The organism is Desulfofustis glycolicus DSM 9705, assembly GCF_900130015.1.
In the GTDB taxonomy this organism is placed as follows: Bacteria; Desulfobacterota; Desulfobulbia; order Desulfobulbales; family Desulfocapsaceae; genus Desulfofustis; species Desulfofustis glycolicus.
Genome location: NZ_FQXS01000001.1, coordinates 112471 through 134891 on the forward strand (window position 1 = coordinate 112471; position 22421 = coordinate 134891).

The 22421-nt window shown below is 59.9% G+C and carries 15 protein-coding genes; 6 read left to right on the forward strand and 9 right to left on the reverse strand.

All coding sequences use genetic code 11. From position 1 onward, the window contains the following. Positions 1–389 precede the first annotated feature (389 nt). Both BUC26_RS00555 and BUC26_RS00560 read left to right on the forward strand, forming a co-directional pair. Complete coding sequence (locus tag BUC26_RS00555) at positions 390–2123, forward strand: diguanylate cyclase (RefSeq protein WP_073372881.1); 1734 nt, start codon at positions 390–392, stop codon at positions 2121–2123. Between the two features lie 171 nt (positions 2124–2294). Then, positions 2295–4343, forward strand: a complete 2049-nt coding sequence (locus BUC26_RS00560; protein WP_073372882.1) for a methyl-accepting chemotaxis protein — start codon at positions 2295–2297, stop codon at positions 4341–4343. A gap of 135 nt (positions 4344–4478) precedes the next feature. On the opposite strand, the gene BUC26_RS00565 is transcribed toward BUC26_RS00560, so the two are convergent. Together BUC26_RS00565 and BUC26_RS00570 are read right to left on the reverse strand one after the other, a co-directional pair. Further along, positions 4479–5483: an isocitrate lyase/PEP mutase family protein gene (locus BUC26_RS00565; protein ID WP_073372883.1), complete on the reverse strand. Its 1005-nt coding sequence runs from the start codon at positions 5481–5483 to the stop codon at positions 4479–4481. After that, positions 5480–5887, reverse strand: a complete 408-nt coding sequence (locus BUC26_RS00570) for an ACT domain-containing protein (protein ID WP_073372884.1) — start codon at positions 5885–5887, stop codon at positions 5480–5482. Before BUC26_RS00570 ends, BUC26_RS00565 begins: the two co-directional genes overlap by 4 nt. A 199-nt stretch (positions 5888–6086) precedes the next feature. On the opposite strand from BUC26_RS00570, the gene BUC26_RS00575 reads away from it, so the two are divergent. Then, on the forward strand, positions 6087–6566 hold the full coding sequence (locus tag BUC26_RS00575) for an Lrp/AsnC family transcriptional regulator (RefSeq protein WP_073372885.1): 480 nt from the start codon (positions 6087–6089) through the stop codon (positions 6564–6566). Between the two features lie 51 nt (positions 6567–6617). On the opposite strand, the gene ade is transcribed toward BUC26_RS00575, so the two are convergent. From ade to BUC26_RS00590, 3 genes are read right to left on the reverse strand one after another with little or no spacing between them, the layout of a single operon-like run. Continuing rightward, positions 6618–8330: an adenine deaminase gene (gene ade, locus BUC26_RS00580; protein ID WP_143165866.1), complete on the reverse strand. Its 1713-nt coding sequence runs from the start codon at positions 8328–8330 to the stop codon at positions 6618–6620. A gap of 12 nt (positions 8331–8342) precedes the next feature. Further along, positions 8343–9710, reverse strand: coding sequence for a M48 family metalloprotease (locus BUC26_RS00585; RefSeq protein ID WP_073372887.1), 1368 nt, complete (start codon positions 9708–9710; stop codon positions 8343–8345). Positions 9711–9734: 24 nt separating this feature from the next. Then, entirely contained in the window at positions 9735–11474 is a 1740-nt protein-coding gene (locus tag BUC26_RS00590; RefSeq protein WP_073372888.1) for a dipeptidase, read from the reverse strand. Between the two features lie 420 nt (positions 11475–11894). On the opposite strand from BUC26_RS00590, the gene crcB reads away from it, so the two are divergent. Both crcB and BUC26_RS00600 read left to right on the forward strand, forming a co-directional pair. Beyond that, positions 11895–12278 (forward strand): fluoride efflux transporter CrcB, encoded by a 384-nt coding sequence (gene crcB / locus BUC26_RS00595; RefSeq protein ID WP_073372889.1) that lies wholly within the window; start codon positions 11895–11897, stop codon positions 12276–12278. Positions 12279–12288: 10 nt separating this feature from the next. Beyond that, positions 12289–13578, forward strand: a complete 1290-nt coding sequence (locus BUC26_RS00600) for a DUF190 domain-containing protein (protein ID WP_073372890.1) — start codon at positions 12289–12291, stop codon at positions 13576–13578. A gap of 202 nt (positions 13579–13780) precedes the next feature. Here BUC26_RS00600 and BUC26_RS00605 read toward each other — a convergent pair whose 3' ends face one another. From BUC26_RS00605 to BUC26_RS00620, 4 genes are all read right to left on the reverse strand, one after another. Next, positions 13781–14164 carry a PilZ domain-containing protein gene (locus BUC26_RS00605; protein ID WP_073372891.1) on the reverse strand — a complete coding sequence of 128 codons (384 nt, stop codon included), beginning with the start codon at positions 14162–14164 and terminating at the stop codon, positions 13781–13783. Between the two features lie 473 nt (positions 14165–14637). Continuing rightward, the gene (locus BUC26_RS00610; protein ID WP_073372892.1) at positions 14638–15819 is read right to left on the reverse strand and encodes an FprA family A-type flavoprotein; all 1182 of its coding nucleotides are present in this window, start codon (positions 15817–15819) and stop codon (positions 14638–14640) included. A 137-nt stretch (positions 15820–15956) separates the two neighbouring features. After that, complete coding sequence (locus tag BUC26_RS00615; RefSeq protein WP_073372893.1) at positions 15957–19061, reverse strand: efflux RND transporter permease subunit; 3105 nt, start codon at positions 19059–19061, stop codon at positions 15957–15959. Then, the gene (locus BUC26_RS00620; RefSeq protein WP_073372894.1) at positions 19058–20422 is read right to left on the reverse strand and encodes an efflux RND transporter periplasmic adaptor subunit; all 1365 of its coding nucleotides are present in this window, start codon (positions 20420–20422) and stop codon (positions 19058–19060) included. Before BUC26_RS00620 ends, BUC26_RS00615 begins: the two co-directional genes overlap by 4 nt. Before the next feature lie 359 nt (positions 20423–20781). Here BUC26_RS00620 and BUC26_RS00625 point away from each other — a divergent pair, with 359 nt between their 5' ends. Then, on the forward strand, positions 20782–22395 hold the full coding sequence (locus BUC26_RS00625) for a SulP family inorganic anion transporter (protein ID WP_073372895.1): 1614 nt from the start codon (positions 20782–20784) through the stop codon (positions 22393–22395). Positions 22396–22421: the final 26 nt, after the last annotated feature.

The following is a 22421-nucleotide window of genomic DNA, read 5'->3' on the forward strand; positions in this document are numbered from 1 at the left end:
CCAGAAAATATCATTACATTAGCCTGATCATTCAATTTCTGTAATAACATTTCTCTCCTCTCATTCATCAAAAATTCGTTATCTTTCACATTTCATCACAACAAGATAAAGGTTGTCATTAAAAACTGCAGCATCTGAGGTAGGCTGAGATTGCCTGATGATATAATCTCAAGCAATTTTGGGCTGCAAGCTGTAAATGCCTCGTGCTCAGGTGGAGCATACCAGGGAATTATCTCTCAACCAATGCCCCCCTTTGAATAAAAGGCCTGACCGGAAGAACTGAGGTATCAGCCCATCATCATCTTGCCAATCTTAGGCAATTACGCTAGCCTCATAACGATATCGGTTTGGTATACCAACCGTCGCTCTTCAAATGAACCCGTGGTGCCATGAAACGACAGATCGGTTTTTCCACACAGATTCTTCTCCTGCTCATCTCCCTGTGTGTGCTCTGCATCTGTCTTGTCGGTGTTATCAGCTACCGAATCACCAAAAGGCTTAATACCGACCTGGTCATGGTCAACCTCCAGACCTTGACCGATTCGACCTACAACCTGATCGAATCCGCGGTCAACTCGTCAATCAGAAACCATCTGCGGGCAATCGCCGAACAAAACAAAAACGTGATGGAGATGTTTTTCTCCCGCGTCGAATCAGGAGACATCTCTCGGGACGCGGCCTGGACGGAAATTGAAAAAATTTTCCTCAGTCAGGTCGTCGGGACGACCGGTTACACGTATGTCATCGACTCAAACGGCATCCTCAAGATTCATCCGCTTCTGAAAGGCTCTGATATCTCGGAATATGCCTTTATCAAGGAGCAAATAAAACGAAAAGACGGATACATGGAGTACTCGTGGAAAAATCCCACCGATTCCGAGCCCCGAGAGAAAGCGCTCTATATGACATATTTCGACAAGTGGGATGCGATTATCTCCGTCACCTCATACAAGTCGGAATTTACCTCACTGATCAATATCGATGATTTCAAAAGCAAGATTCTGGCTATTGAGCTCGGTGAGACCGGATATATGTACATGTTGAATTCTCAGGGAGAACTCATCGTCCATCCGAAACTCGAAGGAACGAGCATTTACGATTCAGTCGACTCCCAGGGGAATCATTTCATCCAAGAGATTATTAAACGAAAGAACGGGACCATCATCTATCCGTGGAAGAACCCCGGAGAACCAGCTGCGCGGGAAAAAATCGTTATCTATAAATATTTCGAACCGTTGGATTACTACCTTTGCAGTGGCGTATACATCGATGAATTGGTAGCACCTATCGAACGCATGAAGCTTCGGTTAGCATTCACCGCCCTCTGCATCCTCATCTTTGCGGTGTGCATATCCATGTGGTACAGCAAGATACTGCTCAGACCGATAAACAACCTGATCAACGCCACCGAAAAGGTGATCGATGGACAGTATGATGTCCAGATTACCACCGAACGAGGCGACGAGATTGGCCGCCTCACTCTCATTTTCAGCAAAATGCTGGCCCAGATCCGAAGATATCTGGCTGATCTTCACTCCACCAATGCCGAACTGGAGACCGTCAATATCACCCTCGAAAACAAGGTCGAAGAACGAACCCGACAACTGGAAGCGCTGTCCAATCAGGATGGCTTAACCGGCATAGCCAACCGCCGCAAACTCGATGAATATCTCAAACATGAATTCGACTTGGCTGCCCGCAACAACTTTGCCCTGTCATTGATCATTTTAGATATTGATTGCTTCAAAAATTATAATGATACCTATGGGCATCCGGCTGGTGACGACTGTCTGAAAAAAGTTGCCCGGACGCTCTCCGACTCACTGCACAGATCTTCCGACTTTGTTGCCCGCTATGGCGGCGAAGAGTTTATGGCCATCCTCAGCAACGCCTCGCACGAGGCCGCCTGTGAAATCGCTGAACGCATTCGCATCAACGTCGAGCGTCTGGCAATTCCCCATGAGGCTTCGCCGGTCTCCGCAACAGTTACAATCAGCCTCGGTGTCTGCACGCTGACTGATTGCACGTCCATCAGCCTCGATAACTTCATCACCCGGGCAGATGAAGCCCTCTACCGGGCCAAAGAGAACGGCCGGAATCGAATAGAAGCGCTCTGTGCCTGATTGCCTTCAGGCGAGGGAAACAGAGAGCGCCTCCCCCCCACGCCTTGACAGATAGCGACGAAACGGCATACCATTCTAGTGTTTATTGCCATTGAATGCCGGTGGTGGCAGAGCGGACTCGCCAAACCGGTGATTCAAACCTGACCTGCCTGACAACCGGAGAGAGGCAACATGAAACTGAAAGGAAAGTTACTGGCCATCAGTGCCATCGGCATCGTCATCAGTTTTACCGCCAGCGCGGCAATAACCTTCTACTATTATAATCACGAGAAACAGAAACGGATCACCGAAGCGGTGGCCATGGCCCAGCATAACTTCGACGTGGCCATGGACGCCAAGAAGGATGTCTGGCAGACCAACGCCTTGCAGATTGCCGGCAACCAGCAGATCATTTCGGCGCTGGCCTCCGGCGACCGGGATCAGGCAGACCGAGTGCTCAGTGGATTGGGTGCCGTATTCAAAGAAAATACCACGTTTCGCAACGTGGCGATTCACCTGATCGACAAAGATCTGCACTCTTTTTACAAATCGTGGGACAAAGACCGGTTTGGCGAGCAATTGTCACACTCGCAGGGCTATCCGCTGATCAAGGGCAGCGGCAAATCGCTAGTGGCGATGGAAATATCACCCAAGGGGCTGCGCCTCAAAGGACTATTTCCGATCCGTGACGGGGAAACCTTTCTCGGCATCGCCAACTTCGAGGGCGGGCTCAACTCGATCAAGATGACCCTGAAACCCTATGGCATCGACTTTCTCTATTTCATGGACGCCAAGGATGTCGCCATTGCTCCCGGTCTCAAGGACAAGCAGAAGACCGGCGCCTTCCTGCTCAACCAGGGCAATATCGACGAGGAATTCAACACCTTCATCAATCAGGAGGGCGTGTTGCCACGCATCCTCGACAACGACTACCTGATCACCGACGAATACCTCAGCTTCAAGGGTTCCTTCACCGATTTCTCCGGCCAGCCGGTCGGCCTCTACCTGCTCGGAATGAAGACCGATCTGGTAATGAAGGACATCTACGCGTTGCGCGGTCTGATGGCCAAACTGTTCGCCGGCCTGTTCGGCTGTTTCCTGGCACTGCTGCTGGTTCTCATCTTCTTCATCAACCGAACGGTCATCGCGCCACTCAACGCGATCTCGAAGAACATGGAGGACATCGCCGTCGGCGAGGGTGATCTGACCAAACGAATCCCGGTCCAGAGCAAAGACGAGATCGGTATCCTGGCGGGCTGGTTCAACCAGTTTCTCGACAAGCTCAATGCCATCGTCGTCGATATCAGCAGAAACTCGGAAACTGTTACCACCGCCTCCTACGAACTGCTCTCGGTATCCGGCCAACTGGCCGATACCGCGGAAAACCTGACCGGACGATCGAACACGGTTGCCGTTGCCTCGGAAGAGATGAGTTCCAACATGAACTCAGTGGCCGCCGCCAGCGAGCAGATCGCCACCAATGTCGGCATGGTGACCGGTTCCGCGTCCCTGATGCAAAACAGCCTGGCCGACGTGCGCCGCAATTGCGATCAGGCGAGCACTGTTTCGGATCATGCGGCAACACAGATAAACGAAACCACCCAGCGGGTAGAACTGCTCGGAAAAGCCGCCGAAGAGATCTCGCAGATCACCGAGGCCATCACCGAGATTGCCGACCAGACCAACCTGCTGGCCCTCAACGCTACCATCGAGGCGGCCCGGGCCGGAGATGCGGGGAAAGGGTTTGCCGTGGTAGCCGGGGAGATCAAGGAACTGGCCAGCCAGACGACATCTGCGACCGGCAACATCCGCCAGAAAATCTCAGAGATCCAGTCCCTGACCAATACGACGGTTGACGATGTCGACAAGGTCGCCGAGGTCTTCGGCCAGGTCAAAACCGTCATTGACGAGATCGTCGCGGCCATCGAGCAGCAATCGGCAAGCGCCGAAGAGGTTGCCGGCAATATCGAGCAGGCGGCCAAAGGATTGCAGGAAGTCAACGAAAACGTGTCACAGAGTTCCCAGGTCTCACTGGAGATCGCCAGAGACATCTCCGATGTGCGAACTTATGCCGACGATATGCACCTGAAGAGCCAGACCATGCGCGGCAGCGCCGAAAATCTCACCAGCCTGTCGGCAAAGCTGAAGGAGATGATTTCGGTCTTCAAGATCAAGCAGACCGAGGGGCCCGGCGCGAGCCCGCTCCATCATCGCCAGCGGACGCGGCAGCAGGCGACCTGATGGACTGGCTGCAAAACCACATTTTGAAAATCGACCGACAATACGTACCGCTGCTCAACGATAAAAAAGTGGTCAAATGCCCCGGGCCGGACTGCGTGTTCGCACTTGCCGACGGCCCGGGGCAACCCGCTGCCGTCAGCTGCGGAAGATACTGTTGAACCGCTCCGTCTGCTGCCGGCCGATGATCTTGTTAAAACCCTCGAACCAGCGATTGGCATCGAGTTCGATCCCGCTGGTCACCGACTCGCCCTTGCCGAGGATATTGAAGTAACGCTGCTGCGCGGCCCGCGTGGTCAAGCCGAGCCCGACGCAATAAAGACCGATGCCGAACCCCATTTCATGCAGCTCACGGGGACTTTTGTAGGGGGTCTTCGGACTGCCCTCGATCATATTGGCCACCAGCAGTGCTTCGGAACCCTTGAACGCAGCAGCCGCATCAGCAAGCTGGCGATCGTCGAGCAAGGCCTCGATGAAGATCAGCTCAGCGCCGTGCTCGGCGTAGAGCTGCCCGCGCCGCAGCCCTTCGGCAAAGCCGTCGGCGGCCACCGCGTCGGTCCGGGCCATGACCATCAGATCGTCCTGGCACCGGGCGAAATCGACCGCAGGCCTCAGCCGCAGCTCGATCATCTCTTCGGCGGAAATGGTTTGCTTGCCGCTGCCGCAGGCCCCGTCCATGTGGCCGCAGGTCTTGTTGATCGCGTACTGGTCTTCGATCTGCACGTATTGCCCGCCCATTTTGTGGACCTGGCGACAGGTCAGGACGATCGAAGACGGCTCGTTGCCGTAGCCGGTATCGATATCGACGCCGATCGGCAGGGCCGGTGAGCCGGTATCCAGGGCGGCCAGCCAGGTGGCCTGCTCGATGATATTGGTGTGCTCGACGATCTCGTGGCGCAGGATATAGTCCATGTCCGGCAGGCCGTAATTGGCCGCACAGAGATAGCCGGAGACGAAGGTGATAAAGCCGCCGATATAGTCGGGAACGGCCTTCTGCTCGTAGAGATCGTAGATACAGTGGTGCAGCTGGCGGGCCTCTATGCCGTTGGACACCCCGATGGCCAGCAGGATCCTCTCATCACGCCGGGCCACCATCTGCCGCAGGTTCAACCGCTTCACGTTCCAGTCGACGTAGGTTTTCATGCCCCCTCCCCCTGCAGAACGGCCAACGCCTGGTCGATGTCCCCGACGCGCAGCACCAGGGTCGCTTGCTGACACTGAGGGTGAACGCTGGCGTAGACGTAATTGATATTGATACCGGCCTGTGACAGACGGGTCGCCAAATCGCCGGTGGCACCCGGCTGATTGACAAGTTCGACGAGCAATACCTCCGATTCGATCGACCTGAAGCCGGCCTGATCAAGAAGCCGACCGATTTCCGAGCCCGCTTCCGGAACAATGCGCAGAATCGATTCTTCGATGGTATCGATGGCGCAGATGGCGTGCAGGTTGATCTTCCGGTCGGCAATGATAGTGCATACCTCCGCCAGGGCTCCGACCCGATTTTCCAGAAATACCGAGTATTGTCGGCACCGCTTGATGTTCATCCTGCCCTCCTGTGGCTTCGATCCGCGCCGCGACGCACTATGGGGTGAGAACTGCACACATGGATTGTGCAGAACAAGTCCTGAATATCTTGAATTATAGCAAAGGATATGCAGAATATAATTGCTTTTTATGGCTTATATTGTATATATTGAGCAATATTATTTTATTTTTATTGAAATTTAGCAATAAAATACATTAATGGACCAGACCGACCTGAAGATTCTCGACACACTGCAACACCAGGCCAGGATAACCAACGTCGCCCTGGCGGAAGCGGTCAACCTCTCGCCGGCACCGTGCCTCAGGAGGGTCCGTGAGTTGGAAGAGCGGGGGGTGATCCGCAGCTACAACACCCTGCTCGACGCCGATCAGCTCGGCTGGCCGGTCAGCGTCTTCATCGAGATCAGGCTGGAACGTCAGGTGGTCGGAGATCTGAAGATTTTCGAAGGGCAGATCGAGCGGTTTCCCGAGGTCATGGAGTGTTATCTGATGACCGGCGCGTCCGATTATCTGCTTCGCGTCGTCGCCAAAGACCTCAAATCATTGCAGGCCTTTATTACCGACAAACTGGCGAGCATCCCCAATATCGCCAACATTCAATCGAGCATCGCGCTCAAGCAGGTGAAATACAAGACCGCACTGCCGGCCCTGACCGCCGAGGATCGGGCCGAGGCCTGAGCGCACAGCGACGGCTGAACCGGAGACACGGGCACCGGCCGGCTGGACGGATCAATCGGTAAACAGCGGTACGTGACAAAAACGCGTCACATCAAAGAGACCTTGGTCGGTGAGCTTGAGTTCCGGGATAACCGGCAGAGCCAGGAAAGACAGGGCCATGAACGGATCACCGGGGACGGCACCGATGGTTCGCGCGGCGGCGGTCAGCTCCTCGATCCGTTGCCGCACCTGATCAAGCGGCAGCACCGCCATCAGCCCGGCCAGCGGCAACGCGAGTGAAGCGACCAGCCGACCGCCGGCAACTACCACCTGGCCGCCGCCAAGACCGATTACCGCATCGATGGCCTGGCGCAGATCGCGGTCACTGACGCCGACGGCGACGATATTGTGTGAATCATGGGCGACACTGGAGGCCAGTGCTCCGGTCCGCAGGCCAAAGCCGGAAACGAACCCCTTGCCGACATTGCCGGTGGCCCGGTGCCGTTCGACCACCACCAGCTTGAGCAGGTCGCGCTCCGGGTCGGCCACGGCCAGTCCGTCCCGGCACGTCAGACGGACCGTCCGTCGGCCCGTAACGACTTGGCCCGGAACCAGTTCGATCACCTGGCCGGTCGTCCCGGTTGCACCAATCGCCAGGTCGAGGGAGTCGGTACGCACCCGCATTGTCGGCGGGCACTCCATCACCGGCGGGCTCGGGATCTCCGGACGCATCTTCCCGGCCTGGGCAACCAGACGGCCACCGCTGTAGACAGCGGTCGGCACAAAACTCTCGAGATCCGGCAGCACCAGCAGATCGGCACGGCGGCCCGGCGCGATCGCCCCGAGATGCGTCAATCCGAAACGGCGGGCCGGGTGGATGGTGGCCATGCGGATGGCGGTCAACGGATCGATGCCGCCCTGCACCGCTCGCCGCACCAGGTAATTGATATGCCCCTCGCGGCAGATGTCGCCGGGATGCCGATCATCGGTACACCACATCAGAAACGACTCGGTCTGCGGGGTGATGATCGGCAGCAGATCGGCCAGGTTCTTGGCACCGGTCCCTTCCCGGATCATGATATGCATGCCCATCGCGAGCTTTTCCCGGGCCTCCGCGGCCGAGATGCACTCGTGATCGCTGGAGATACCGGCCGCGACATAGGCGGCCAGCTCCTTGCCGGCCAGTCCGGGACAATGGCCGTCCACCGGTTTGCGCCGCTCGTGGGTCGCCTCGATCTTGGCGAGCACGTCCGGGTCGCAGGCCAGCAGGCCGGGGAAATTCATCATCTCGCCCAGGGCCAGAATCCGCTCGTTGGCCAACAACGGGGCCAGCGTCGCGGCGTCGAGTACCGCACCGGCGGTTTCCATGGCCGTGGCCGGCACACAGGACGGCAGCCCGTAATAGATGTTCATCGGCTGCTGCTCCGCCGCCGCCAGCATCGCCTCAATGCCACCAAGGCCGAGCACATTGGCTATTTCATGGGGATCGGCAACCACCGTCGTCGTGCCGAGCGGTAGCACCGCCCGGACGAATTCCGAGACGGAGGTCATCGCGCTTTCGATATGGACATGGCTGTCGATAAAACCGGGAGCCAGGAACCGGCCCACCAGCGAAACGGTGTGGTGTGCCTGATAGTCACCGATACCGACAACGCACCCGTCGGCAACGGCAACCGAGCCGGCATCGATCGAACCGTTGAAAACATTGACGATCCGGGCATCGGTCAGCAGCAGGTCGACCGGGCGCTGCCCCCGGGCGGCGGTAATCAGATCAGCGATTGCCATCGGCATGTACCCCTATTTCACCAGTCCCCATTTCTGCAGCCGCCCGTAGGCATACTGCGCTGCCTGCCCACGCTGGCCGAGATTGAGATAGGCGGCATAGTGACGGGCGGCGAGCCGTTTGTCACCCGTTCCTTCCGCGGCCACGCCTTTGAGAAAAGCGATACCGGCGTCACCGGGCAGGGTTCGATCGACATCGTCGAAGGCCTGGTAAGCGGCCGCCGGCTCGCGCTGGCTAAGCGCCAGAATACCGGCCAGCTTGTGGCCCTGGGCCTCTTCCGGGTAGATTTTTCGGGCGGCGTCGGCATAACGCAGCGCCAGTTGCCCCTTGCCCTGCGCCTGAAGGCACTGAGCCATGCGAATGGTGGCGGCATAATCTCGCGGGGTTTTCGTCAACGCCGTACGAAACTGTTTTTCCGCCTCCGGTAATTGTTTCTTGGTCATGGCCAACTCGCCGTTCTGACAGGCCTCGATGGTCGGCTTGAGTCGGCGTAGACCGGCGGTTCGGTCGAGGAATCGCTCCCGGTGCGGATCGGCACCCTCGGTGGCGGCGTAGACGGTCTCGGCCCGGTGCCGGGCGATATCACGCCGTTCACTGCTCATCGGGTGCGAAGAGAACATCGTCTCGAGCAGGCCCGGCGCCTGTTTCTCCTGATCGACGAGGAGTTGCTGCAGACCGACCATGGCGTCGGCCGGATAGCCGGCCCGCACCAGATAATCCTGGCCGAGCGCATCGGCCTCCCGCTCGTTGTCCCGCGAATAGCTGGCAAGCAGCGCACTGGCGCCGAGTTGGCTGCCCATACCGAGCAGCGCCCCCCATTGGGAATCGCGGACGGCGACATTGAGGCCGACCACCGCCACCTGTGCCAGCAACGATTGGCCTTGGCGCTGTGCGGCGTGGCGGGCGTTGACATGGCCGGTCTCATGACCGAGCAAGGCTGCCAGCTGGGCCTCGTTGTCCAGTTCCGAGACGATGCCGCGGGTCACCCCCATCGCCCCACCGGGAAAGGTGTAGGCATTGACATAGTTGGCATTGAGCACCCGGTAGGAATACGGCATGTCCGGTCGGTGGCTCACCCGGCTGACGCGCCGGCCGACCTCGGTCACATAATCGTTCAGCCGGCCGTCCTGGACCGCGCCGAGATCCTGGGAGAACTGGTGCGGCGAGACCTGGGCGTCGATCGCCCGCTCCTGGGCCTCGGTCATGCCGACCAGGATACTCTCTCCAGTCACCGGCGAGGTGGCGCAGCCCTGCAGGCTGATCGTCGACGGACAGAGCGTGCCGACGCCGATCAGCCAGAGCGCCTGCCGGCGGCTGATTCGGTTGCGCCGCAGACAGCGCGCCAGATCGATACGAAAGTCGTCAAAAGATCGTGTAGTCATGGTCGGTTCCTCTCTGCTGCGAGGTCATTTGGTCGCCGGCTTCTCATACGATTGGGGGCCATTCTGATACCCCACCGCTTCAAGCCACCAGGCAGGATAGAAGACCGGCTGGGCAATCGTTTCCTTAGTGTTGATGTAGCCGTCGTTGTAGGTGATATAGAGGTGATCGGCAAGCTGCCACCAGGCTGCCAGCAATTCGTCGGCATGGGCCGCGCTGTCCTCGGTCAACAGTCGACGGGCACCCTGTTCATCGCCGCTCTGCCACAGGGCCAGGGCCCGGGCCTCAACCTCGTGCCGGCCGCCGAAGCCCCGGGCCTCAAAACGACCCCGCTCTGCTCGGATATCTTTGATCATATAGGAATACTTGAGCATCGCGTAGTTGGCGACATAGTTGAACGCGGTCCACATGCTGCCCCGGTCGACACGAAGTACATCGGCCACCTCGAGCGAGCGCGGCAGCCCGAGTCCGCCGGCATAAAACGGCAGCAACACCGACGTGGCCGGGCGATCGAGACCGATCCAGCTGACGCCGCCGATCGGGTCGGGCAACCAGGAACGGGACTGATTGACATAGACATAGGCACAGCGATAGATATTGAGCGGTCTCTCAAACGCCCCGTTGAGCGTGGTCATCCGGCCCTGCTTGTCCATCGTCGCTTCGGCGCCGCCCTCGAACCGATTCGGGTTGTCGAACGGTCCGGCGGCCAGTCCGGTGGTCAAGTCGAACTCTGTGCCTTCATAGTTGTCGCGATGAACGGCCATAACATCCTGCACGCTAAGTTTCTGGTCCGGAACCACGGCAAAGGGATAGCTGCGGGTAAACGGCCCATCCACCCAGGCAGGCAGGTCCAAGGACGAGGCGACCAGGGATTGGGCGCGCCAAACGCGGCGAAGCGAGTAATAGGGATGATGAAACTCGCCGTCGCCATAGACCCGCGCCCAGTCCAGCGGACCGTCCTCGGGCCGCCACCAGCCATTGGTCCGGGCAGCATCGAAAATATTGGCCGAGAAGATCATATCGTCGGCGCCTTCACGAATCTCGCGAATGCGAAACTGGTTCGCCGCCACGAAAAAGCCGTTGTCCGGCACCCGCTGGGCCACCCAGACGCCATCCGTACCGTTGAGATCGTAACCGGCCATTTCAAAGACCCACCCTTCGTTCGGATCGGCGACCAGCAGGGTTTCGCCGGTACCGTAATAGCCATAGGTATCGATCAACCTGCCCATCACGGCAATGGCCTCGCGGGCGGTTGTGCTGCGCTCCAGGGCCACACGCGAGAGCTCGGCGGAATAGAAGATTCGCTTGCCAGGCTCCGGCAATGGATGAACCTTGGCCTTGTCCGTGCATTCACCGATGGACACCTGGTGCTCGTTCATGATCCCATAGTTGGCGTCGATATAGGCAAAGGTATGAGACACCTGCGGAATAAAGCCGAGCGGTACGCTGGCCGGCTCATCGGGGTTCCGGTAACCGGGGCCGCGGCCGTCGGTGACCAACCGGTGGGTCTGGCTGCCGCCCCACTCGGGCAAGTAGCCCATGGCGGCGCTCTCGTAAAAGACCGGGCGGAGTGCTCCTTCCGGGTGGTCCATGGCCGGCACGAACACCACCCGGGGATCTCCGAGCCCGTCATCGGTGTGCGACACCATCACCGAGCCGTCGGCCGATGCGTCCTTGCCGGTCAACGTGGTGGTGCAATTGAAGGCGGGCGTGGACAGGGCGAGGGTCAATAGCACCACCGCCGGGAAAACAACATGCTTCTTCATGATGGCTACTCCTGTAAGTATTCGCAACCGACCGGGATGTGAGGAACGCCTCGGTCGGCCCCGTCACGCTGACAACGGGAAAAGCGTTTTTCGGGCAGTTGTAAGATATCCGAAAGAATATCGTTTTCCCGTCGATTCGGCAAGCAGTCCCGTCCTACTCAACAAGGCAGCATTCGCCTCTCATCCTCCGGCTGAACTGGATAAAACATCTTATCTTCCTGGAAAAATGATTTTTTCGGTCAACTTTTTTCTTGCAGCAAGGCGGTCCTAAGGGGTAGCACTGCAGAAAAGGGTTGAGCTACGGAACCAGCGCACCGGCTGCCGTCGATACGCGTCCGGTTGACGATCCGCCGACAGGCAGATCCACGACTGTCTCAACCAGGTGCAAAACGGAAAACCCGTTCAAGGAGAAAGCCGTCAATGATCTGGGGATACAAATGGCTGCTGGTCATGCTCGGCGGCAGTCTCGGCGCCGCCAGCCGTTACGGCATCGGCCTGCTGACCGCGCGCATCTGGGGCGCCCACTTTCCATGGGGTACACTGGTGGTCAACCTGGTCGGCTGTTTTTTCATCGGGCTGCTGTTCGCCCTGGCCGACCGTGCCCGACTGCTTACCCCTGATGTCCGACTGCTGCTGATCACGGGGTATCTCGGGGCATTGACCACGTTTTCCACCTTCTCGCTGGAAACAGTGACCGCCGGTCGCAGCGGCCTCGTCTTCCATTCATTGACCAATATCCTTCTCAACAACCTGGGCGGGCTGTCGTTGACCTATCTGGGACTGCGACTGGGCGGCCTGAGATAGGAGGAAGCCGATGTTGAACTACCGGGCAATCGAGATCTTCACCAGCGAAGAAGCGCGCTCCGATCATCAACCGGTGGCCGACGCCGTCGTGGACTATATCAAGGGCCTGAAAATCGCCGCCCGCTGCAGCGTTTTCCGGGGTATCGCCGGCTGTTACGAAAGCGGCGAGGTCGCCACCGGCCGGCTGGAGGTACTCTCCTACAACCTGCCGATCCGTATCTATATCCTGCTGCCGGCGGCGGCGGTCGATCGGGTGCTGGCCGGCCTGGACGAGTTGGTTGGCGACGGCATCATCGCCTTGCACGAGTTGACCGTCGTCAATCACAAGGCGGCCACCACCTTTTTCCCACGCCAGCTTACCGTCGGTGACGTGATGACCCCCCAGCCGCAGACGATAACTGCCGAAAGTCCGCTGATCGACGCGGCCCGGCTGCTACTCTCTTCGGTTTACACCGGGCTGCCGGTGGTCGACCGGCAGTATCGCCCCATCGGTGTCATCACCCAGGGAGATTTACTGAACCGCGGCGGTCTACCGCTTCGTCTCGGTCTACTGGCCGAATCGGAGACCAAGGTGCTCGACGCGATCACCGACTCGCTGGCCAGCAAACGGGTCGCCGAAGCAATGACCGCCCCTGCCGTCACCGTCGGCGTCGACCGCCAGCTAGGCGAAGCGGTCGACCTGATGCTGGCCAGGCGATTGAAGCGGTTGCCGGTCACCGGGTCAGAAGGAATCCTCGTCGGCATGCTTTCCCGGCTCGACATCTTCCGGACAGTGATGCGTGAGGCGCCCGACTGGCGAGCCTTCCAGGCACAGCAGATCAGTCTCAGCAACCTCCGTACCGTCGCCGACATCACCCGCCGCGACACGCTGACCGTCCGGCCCGACACACCGATCGACCAGGTGATCCGCCTCATCGACAGCAACGATCTGCAGCGGGTGGCGGTGGTCGATGACGACGGCATCCTGCTCGGCCTCATTGCCGACGAGGACCTGCTGCGCTATTTCAAACCGGATCGGGCAGGACTAGGCTACCTCTTTGCGCGGTTTGCCCGTGCGTTCGGCGGTGCTGCACCGGGCGGCGACATCCAGCAGCGTATTGCCTCGACGACTGCCGGCGACGTGATGCACACCGATCCGCCGACAGCAGGTGAAGCCATGCTGATCGAAGATGCCGTCCGGTTGATGACCAAGCAGCGGCTCAAGCGGCTGCCGGTGGTCGATGCTAACAATCGCTTTACCGGGATGATCAGCCGTGAATCCCTGCTGCGTGCCGGCTACCGACGCCTGAGTGTTTCATAACCGCCGGCTGCATCGGTTTACGGAAAATCAAAAGGGTATCCCGGATCAAGTGGAGCCGTCGCCCCTCTTCTTCCTTTCCGACCGTTTGATTCAACCGCGCTGCAGGAAGACATTGCCCGTGTGGTTCGAAACGTGCGGCGATACTGCCATCAACCGATTGCCGCCAGAAACATTGAAAACCTGAGGTCAGGGAAACGCACTGTTACGAAATGAGTGGCCCCTGGCCCACTGACGGTGACTCAATGGCATCATCTTCCAGTTTATGCAGCGGAAAATAGGTGAAAACGGGCCACCAGTCGAGGGGGCGGTGAAATGCGACGGCAATCCCGTGCGGATCTATTCTGTTCACCTTGCCAGGCACCTTGATAACCAGCTCACTCTCCTGGCCCGGGAGGGTAATCCTGACGCTGACCCGTTCGCCGATACGAAATTCCAGCCGGCAATACAGATAGATTGATTCAATGCTGATATCTCGGACAATCGCCTCGACCGTTTTCTCCTTCTTGTCCGATCGAATGATGGCGTGAGCGCCATATTCTACTCTGGTGAGTCGACGTTTCTCCCTTATTCCCAGCGAATACGCCACAACCCATCACATAGTGGGCAGGAGGTTTATCTCGGGTGATCTCATCGGGGACCGTGCGGCTTTCTCCAGCCCCTTCGCTCCACAGCTGTTCTCATTTTTTCAGGCATAACTCCCGATTAAGAAACCGGGGCCATTGTCCCTGGTCGTGGCTATCGCTCAGGGGGGATACCTTGAATCGTTTGACTCCCATCATTATCGCCCATTTTCACCGTATTTCCAAATGCTGCCCAGAAAAAAATGGTGCCTTCACTGTACTCATTTCCCGTCCCCCGCCCACTTCGACATAGTGCTCTACAGAAGTGGATATTCTCTATCCCTTAAAAGGGGAAATACGAGCGCGTCAACGGTTCTTCCTCAATGTGAGGGCCCGGTGCTCGTGTATAGTTCCAGCTCTGTGCCTGCCATCGTGCGGCAGTCAAGGCACGCCGGCTTCGAGGCGACAGCCGAAAGAGCGTGCCTTGTCGCAGTACCTGTTACCGGCGAAACTCGTCTTTCTTGTGACGCTCGACTATCAGGTCCGCCAGCCGGTCGAGTTGCGCCAGATCATCCTGCCTCGGGTGCCCCTTGACCAGGAGCGGATCGAGCACCTCGACCTTGAGGTTGGGAATCATCGCGGCCAGCTGATCGACGGTCTTGCCGCCCCAGCCGTACGAGCCGATGATGGATAGATAGCGCGCTTTGGGTTTGAGGGCATTGGCCAGAAAAGCGGCGTAGGCGGCCATCGGGTGCGGGCCGGTGAGCACAGTCGGCGTGCCGAGCACGATGGTGCCGGCATCGACGAGGCTCATGGCCAGCTTACCGATATCGGTGACCGGCAAGTTGAACAGTTCGACCCGTACCTGCCGCTCCATCAGGGCGGCGGTCAGGTGGTCGACCATGACCCTGGTGCTGCCGTGCATCGACACGAACGGCAGGCAGACCAGGTTGTGCGGCGTGCCAGCCGTCCAGTCGCGATAGGCATCGATGATCCACTCGGGATGATCGTAGACCTGGCCGTGACTCGGGGCGATCATCTCGATGGCCAGCGGTGCCAGCTTCTCGATGTTTTTACCGATCACCGTGCGAAACGGCATCATGATCTCGGCGAAATAGCGCTTCGCCGCTTCGTGAACGCGGCCTTGGTCGGTCACGAAGAGATCGCTGGTGGCGATGTGCGAGCCGAAAAAGTCGCAGGAGAAAAGAATCTTCGCCTCGGCCAGATAGGTGACCATGGTCTCCGGCCAATGCACCCACGGGGTGTGGATAAAGTTCAGGGTCGCACCACCCAGGTCAAGAGAATCGCCGTCGGCTACGGTAATGAAGCGCTGCTCATCGATCTGCAGCAGATCGATGAGAAATGTTTTGGCCTTCGCCGTGGTCACCACCTTGGCGTCCGGATAACGATCGAGCACCAGCGGTATCGTCCCGGAATGATCCTGCTCGGCATGGTGGCAGACCAGGTAATCGATACGCGGCACGTCCGCCAATTGGGCCAGAAACATCTCGGCCATCGCCGGGTCGACGGTATCGAGCAGCGCGGTCTTGTCGCTGCCCTGCACCAGGTATGCGTTATACGAGGTTCCGTCGGGAAGGGGAATCAATGAATCGAAGAGGCGCCGGTCCCAGTCGATGGCGCCCAGCCAGTATACCTTGTCATGCAGTTGTCTCTTGATCATAGCCACTCCTCAATAAAATTGCAGATTGTGGTTCTCCAGCTATCCGAACCGGCCGTGTCGCAGTACTCCGTTACTATCAACGATAGGGTTGCAAATCGACAAAGGCAAGCAAAGCATCACCGGGCGGGAGAACCTATCTATCCATCAGTCGTCTTGCCGACCCGGACAGCCAGCCCCCAGTCATCGAAGAGCACATAGAGGGCTGGGATCACCACCAGCACCAGTACGGTGGAGGTCAGCAGTCCGAATACTACCGAAATAACCACTGGTTGGATCGCCGCAGCCTGGGTGCTCGTCTCCAGCAATATCGGCAGCAGTCCGGCGATGGTGGTGCCGGTGCCGATCAGGATCGCCCGCAGCCGGTCACGGCTGGCCTGGCCGGCGGCGGCCGCCGCGGCAAGGCCCTGCTCCCGGTGCACCTTGATAAACTGGATGAGCAGGATGGCATTGTTGACGACGATGCCGGCCAGCGAGGCGGCACCGATCAGTGACGGCATCGACAGGTAGAAGCCCATCAGCACATGCCCCCAGATGGCGCCGATAAAGGCCAGCGGGATGGATAACATGACGATCAGCGGTTCGATATAACTGCGGAACTGAAATGACAAAATGATAAAAATCCCGAGCAGGCCGACAAGCAGGCCACGGCCGATCGATTTTCCGGTTTCCGCCGAGTTGGCCACCTGCCCTTCGAACACCACCGAGATACCGGGGTGGCTCTTCGAGAACTGAGCCAACCGGGTGGCCTTGATATCCTTGACGACTGCCTGGGCGCTGGTACGGCGGGCATCGACATTGGCGCTGACGACCACGGTACGGCGACCGTCGATCCGGGTGATCCGCGCCCAGTCGCGATCCTCTTCCACCCGAACGAGCACTTCCAACGGGATCTGCCGGCCGTCCGGCAACTGGATGATCTGGTCGGCCAGGTCATCGAGACTCCGGCGGTCCTGATCGGCCTGACTGACGAGAATCTCGATATCCCATTCGCCGATACGCTGGGTGGCGGCGATCTGCCCGAGCATCGCGGCGCGCAGTTGGGCAGCCACTTCCTCGGCACTCACCCCGAGCCCCCGGGCTCCTTCAGCGAGCGAGAAACGGCGCTGGGGCTTGCCGGGCCGCAGATCGTCGATGACATTGTAGACCCCGGTATAGCCGGCCACGTATGTCGCCATATCCACGGCAGCCTGCTTGAGCGCGTCAAGATCCTCGCCCTGCAACCGAATCTCGATCGGGATTCCGGCCGGTCCGAAGCCCGGTTCCTGAATGATCAGGCTGAGGATCCCCGGAATATCGCCGATCTGCTCGCGCCAAGCCGTTATCAGGTCATCCAAGGAAACGGTGCGACGCTCCGCGGTCAGCAGATCGACCATGACCGTAGCCACATGGGCGCCGGACTCCTGGGCGCTGAGATTGTGGTTAAAGCGAACCTGGATGGACTCCACCAGGGCCGCCCCGTCCGGCTGCTGCGGCGTCAATTCGCTGTCCAACCGGCGCATTGCCTCCTCGACCCGGCGGGCCACCGCTTCGGTCCGCACCAGCGGCGTTCCCTGGGGCATCAGAATACGCGCCTCCAGCACGTCTCCGTCGATATCGGGCATCGCCTCGCTGCCGATATGGCCGCCGGCCATGAAGCCGACCGAGCCGAGCAACACCGTGATGACCAGGCCGAGCACCAGGTAGCGCAGGCGAATGGCCGCATCGGCCAGGCGCCCGACCCGTTCCTGAAAAGCGGCAAAGCCCCGCTCGAATGCCGCCCGGAACCGTGATTGCCGATCCTCGGTCAGGCGCGCTACGCTGCCCTTGAGATGGTGCGGCAGGATCAGGAAGGCCTCTATCAGGCTGGCCGCCAGCGCGGCAATCAAGACTACCGGCAACACCTCGAGCACGGCGCCCATGTCACCCGCCAGAAAAGACAGCGGCAGAAAGACCGCGGCCGTGGTCAAAAACGACGACAGCACGCCGGGCAGCACCTGGCGCGTTCCCGCCACCACGGCGGCCAGCGGAGAATCATACTGCCGGGACTGGACGGCAATGTTGTCGGTGATGACGATGGCGTCATCCATGACGATACCGATGGCCATCAACAGCGCAACCAGCGTGATCATGTTGAGCGACAGCCCGGTTGCGGCCATGACCGCAAAGGCGCCCATGAACGCCGCCGGCAACCCGAGCACCGCCCACAACGCCAACCGGAGGCGGAAAAACAAGCTCATCACCAGCACCACCAGCACCAGTCCGGTCAAACCATTGCTCACCAGCATCTGCAGGCGGTCACGAACGATACTGGTCATATCCTGGGTGACGGCAAGGTGTATCCCGTCATCGAGCCGCCGCCGTTCGGCCGTCACCAGCGCTGCCAGTTCAGCCATCACATCCAGCGCGTCACCGCGCAGGGTCTTGCTGACCTCCAGCACCAGGGCTCGCTCGCCGTTGAACCAGATCTGCTCCTCGGGACGCTCACCGACTTCCCGGATCGTCGCCAGCTCGCCGAGGGACAGCTCGCCGCCGCCGGTGCCGGAGATCACCACCAGTGCTGCCAGATCCTGCAGCGTCCGACGCTGGTCGGTGAAGCGCAACAGGATGTCCCGGTCCCGCGTTTCCAGAGTGCCAAGCGGCATATCGACGCTGCCGCTCGCCACCAGCACAGCCAGGTCGCGGGCCGAAATCCCGTACTGGCGCAGGATATCGCGATCCGCCTGAACCTGCCACTGCCGCTGGGAGAGGCCGCGGATGGTAACATCGGCCACATCGGTCAGCCGCAGCACCCGTTCTTCCAGAGCCATGGCGTAGTCTTCCAGCGCGGGCAGCGCCATATCGCCGGTGACGGCAACCGCCGCCACCAGATCGCTGCGATGAAGTTCGTGCACCACCGGAGGTTCGGCCCGGACCGGCAGATCGGTCAACGCGTTTATCTCGGTATCGATATCGTTGATAAAGCGGATCGCGTCACCGCCGGCCGCCATGGTTGCCGTGGCACTGGCCAGATTGTCCTGCGCCACGCAGACCAATTCCTTGAGAAAATCGACGCCCTGGAGGGCTTCCTGGACCCGGCGGCACACGGCATCCTCGACGTCAGTAGCGCTGGCACCGCGATACTCGACCTCGATACGAACCTCGACCGGCCGGTAATCGGGAAAGGTCTCGCGCCGCAGCGACGGCGCGGCAACCAGTCCGGCGGCCAGCAGCAGGAGCAGCAGGAGATTGGCCGCGGTGGGATGGGCGGCGAACCAGCGGATCATCGCGACTCTCCGGCAGCAATGCGCTGCAGAGCTCGCCCCCGTTCCTCATCGAGATGCGGACTCACCTTCATGCTTCCGAGCGGCGGCACCGGGTCATCGACGATCACCCGTTCGCCCGGCGCCAATCCCTCAGTAATCACGGCCAGATCGCGCTGGTCGAAGGCGACCTCGACCCGGCGACGCTGCAGTCGCTGCTGGTCGTCGACGAGATACACTTCGCCGTGGTGCACCGCGGCGGTCGGAACTACCAGCAGCGGCTCCGGGCTGGCGGCCGACAGACGGACACTGACGAACATATCGCGTTGCAGAATCGGGCGCCGTGGCGGGTCCGCACTCCGATAGGGCTGCTCGACGACAATCACCACTCGGACCATGCGGGTCAGGGGATCCAGGCCGCTTGCCACCCGATCGACCCGGCCCGGCCAGGTTGCGCCGTCGACCCCCACCAATGCAACCTCTGCCCGGATCGCCGAAAAATCAAACAGTTCACCGATGTCCAGAGCTTCTTCGAAGCGCTGCGGATGAGGTACGACGCTCATTAGGCGACGCAGCATAGTGAGCGGAATCCGCGCCTCGATTTCAGCGGCCTCGATACTGTCAGCCTGAAACAGGTGCTGCCCGGCAGAGACTTGCCGGTGCAATGCCACCTCTACCTCACCGACCCGCAGGTCGTAGGGCGCTGCAAAGCGGGTATCGGCCAGGTCCCGTCGCGCCTGGCCGAGTTGGGTAGCGGCCCGGTCGATCTGCGCTTCGAGGCGTTGCCTTCGGGACGGGATGAGCCGCTGTTGGTTTTCCAGATTAACCACGGCTTGGCGCTGCACGAGGGCGGCTCGCTGCTGTTCATCAAACTGCGACTGCGACACGGCGCCGCTGCCGGCCAAAGTCTCAATGCGCGTCAGTTCCCGCTCGGCCAGCGACAGTCGTTCCCGCTCCAAGGCCAGCAGCAGCCGGGTGTTCTCTTCCTCGGTGTCGAGTTGCTCCTGTTCGGCGGCCAGGCCGGCGAGTTCGGCCTCGGCGGCGGCGATGGCCAGCTCATAGCGACTGGGATCAAGCGCCAGCAACAGCGTACCGGCCGGCAACAAGGTACCGCTCTCCAACTCCGGATGTCGCTCGATCACCGTGCCGCCGACAGTGGCGACGGCATGCCAGGTCTCGGCGGGACGGGCAACACCGTAGCCGCGGACCTCTATCAGAAACGGTACCGGCCGGGCCTCTATCACCGTCACCGGCGGGACAACCAGACTCGCCTCGTCATGGGTCGGCGTCTGGCGATTGGCCACAAACAGCGCCAATATTCCGATCCCGGCAACCAGACCGGCAAGGATCAGTGCGATGCGGCCGAAGCCGCTCTTTGTCTTCATATAATCTTTCTCCCTCGAGATTTCCTCCGCAACCGTCAGAGCCACTGTGCGCTGGCGTTCACAGCTCAGATCTACCTTAAAAGATGCAACGTTCCATCCAAGACCGAGATGAACGCAGAAATCGCGTGGGAACACCTCCTTTCGAGTAGCCGTGACAGTACGGTACTACGGTATTGTCCGCTCGCAATTGACTCAAGTCAAGGGATTACCGGTTATTAGTTATTGAGACATTCACCTGTCTGCACCGGATACCGCTTGCCAGCGACCGGAAAATCGATTTTCCTGATCTCTGACCGGGCACCGATGTGCGCATGGCCCGATGCACAACACAAGCGATCAATCTGCCCGAGAGCCGCTCTATGGAAACACGATACTCCCTTCGCCTTCTCAAAGGAGATTTTTTCGGCGGCCTGACCGCCGGCGTCGTCGCGCTGCCTCTGGCGCTGGCTTTCGGCGTGGCCAGCGGTCTCGGCGCGGTCAACGGTCTCTACGGCGCCATCGCCCTCGGCCTGCTCGCTGCGCTCTTCGGCGGAACTCCCTCACAGATCTCCGGTCCCACCGGTCCGATGACGGTTATCGTCGCCGCCGCCATCACCTCGTTTGCCGGCGACATCTCGCCCGTTTTTGCCGTTATTTTCCTTGCCGGTATGATGCAGATCGCGCTCGGTTTCCTCAAAGTCGGCGTCTTCGTGCGCTATATCCCGTACCCGGTCATCTCCGGATTTATGAGCGGTATCGGAGTGATCATCATCCTCATTCAACTGCATCCACTGCTCGGCAATCCGGCCGTCGGTTCGCCGCTGACCGCGGTACTCCAGCTACCCGCGGCCATCGCCGCCATCAACCCGGCCAGTCTGCTGCTTGCCCTGATCACCATGATCATCGTCTTTTTCACTCCGGCACCGATCTCCCGCGTCGTCCCCTCACCATTGATTGCGCTGCTAGCCGGCACCGGTCTTGCCCTGATTCTGCCCTGGCCGGTGGCGACCATCGGAGAGATCCCCTCGGGGTTACCCCATTTCGGCCTTCCCCTCGTCCCGCTGGAGCTACTGCCCAAGATCATGCCCCTGGCCGTGGCCTTGGCCATTCTCGGCACCATCGATTCGCTGCTGACCTCGGTGGTCGCCGACTCGATGACCAAGACCAGGCACGATTCCAACCGGGAACTCTTCGGCCAGGGTCTCGGCAACATGGCCGCCGGACTCATCGCCGGCCTGCCCGGGGCGGGAGCGACAATGCGCACCGTGGTCAATATCAAGACTGGGGGAACGACCAGGGTCTCCGGCGTGATTCACGCCGTTTTCCTGCTGGCCGTGCTGCTCGGCCTGGGCCCCTTCGCTTCGCTGATTCCGCTGCCGGTACTGGCCGGCATCCTGATGAAGGTCGGCGTCGACATCCTCGATTACCGGCTGCTGCGGCTGATCAAGCGCATCCCGCGCCAGGACTTGCTGGTCATGCTGACTGTGTTCTTTTTCACGGTCTTCGTCGATCTGATCGTTGCTGTCGGCGTCGGCGTTACACTGGCCTCGCTGATGATCACCTACCGACTCGCCAACCAGGCACGGATCGAGGTGATGGGAGTGCCCCACCACGAGTGGCAACGCGATCTCGAAAAAAGCCTTGAGGAAGAAACCGATTACCAGATCCGCACCATCTCGGTGATGGGCGCCTTTTTCTTCGGTTCCACCGCCAAGATGCAGAAACAGGTCAGCACGCTGATCGGCACCAGGGTGGTCATCATCAATTGTCTCGATGTCCCCTTTTTCGACCTCTCCGGCCTGTTCGCGCTGAGCGAAATGATCGATCGCCTGAAAAGCCAGCAGATCAAACCGATCCTGGTGGTCCGCGAGGCGGTGGGCATCAGGCGGCAGATGCTGGCAATGGGCTATGCCGACCTGCTCGGCACCGACGGCCTGCAGACCGACTACAACGTCGCCCTGCACCTGGCTTGGGACTATATCGACCAATATTGAGACTTGCTGGACACAGATTTCGGAAC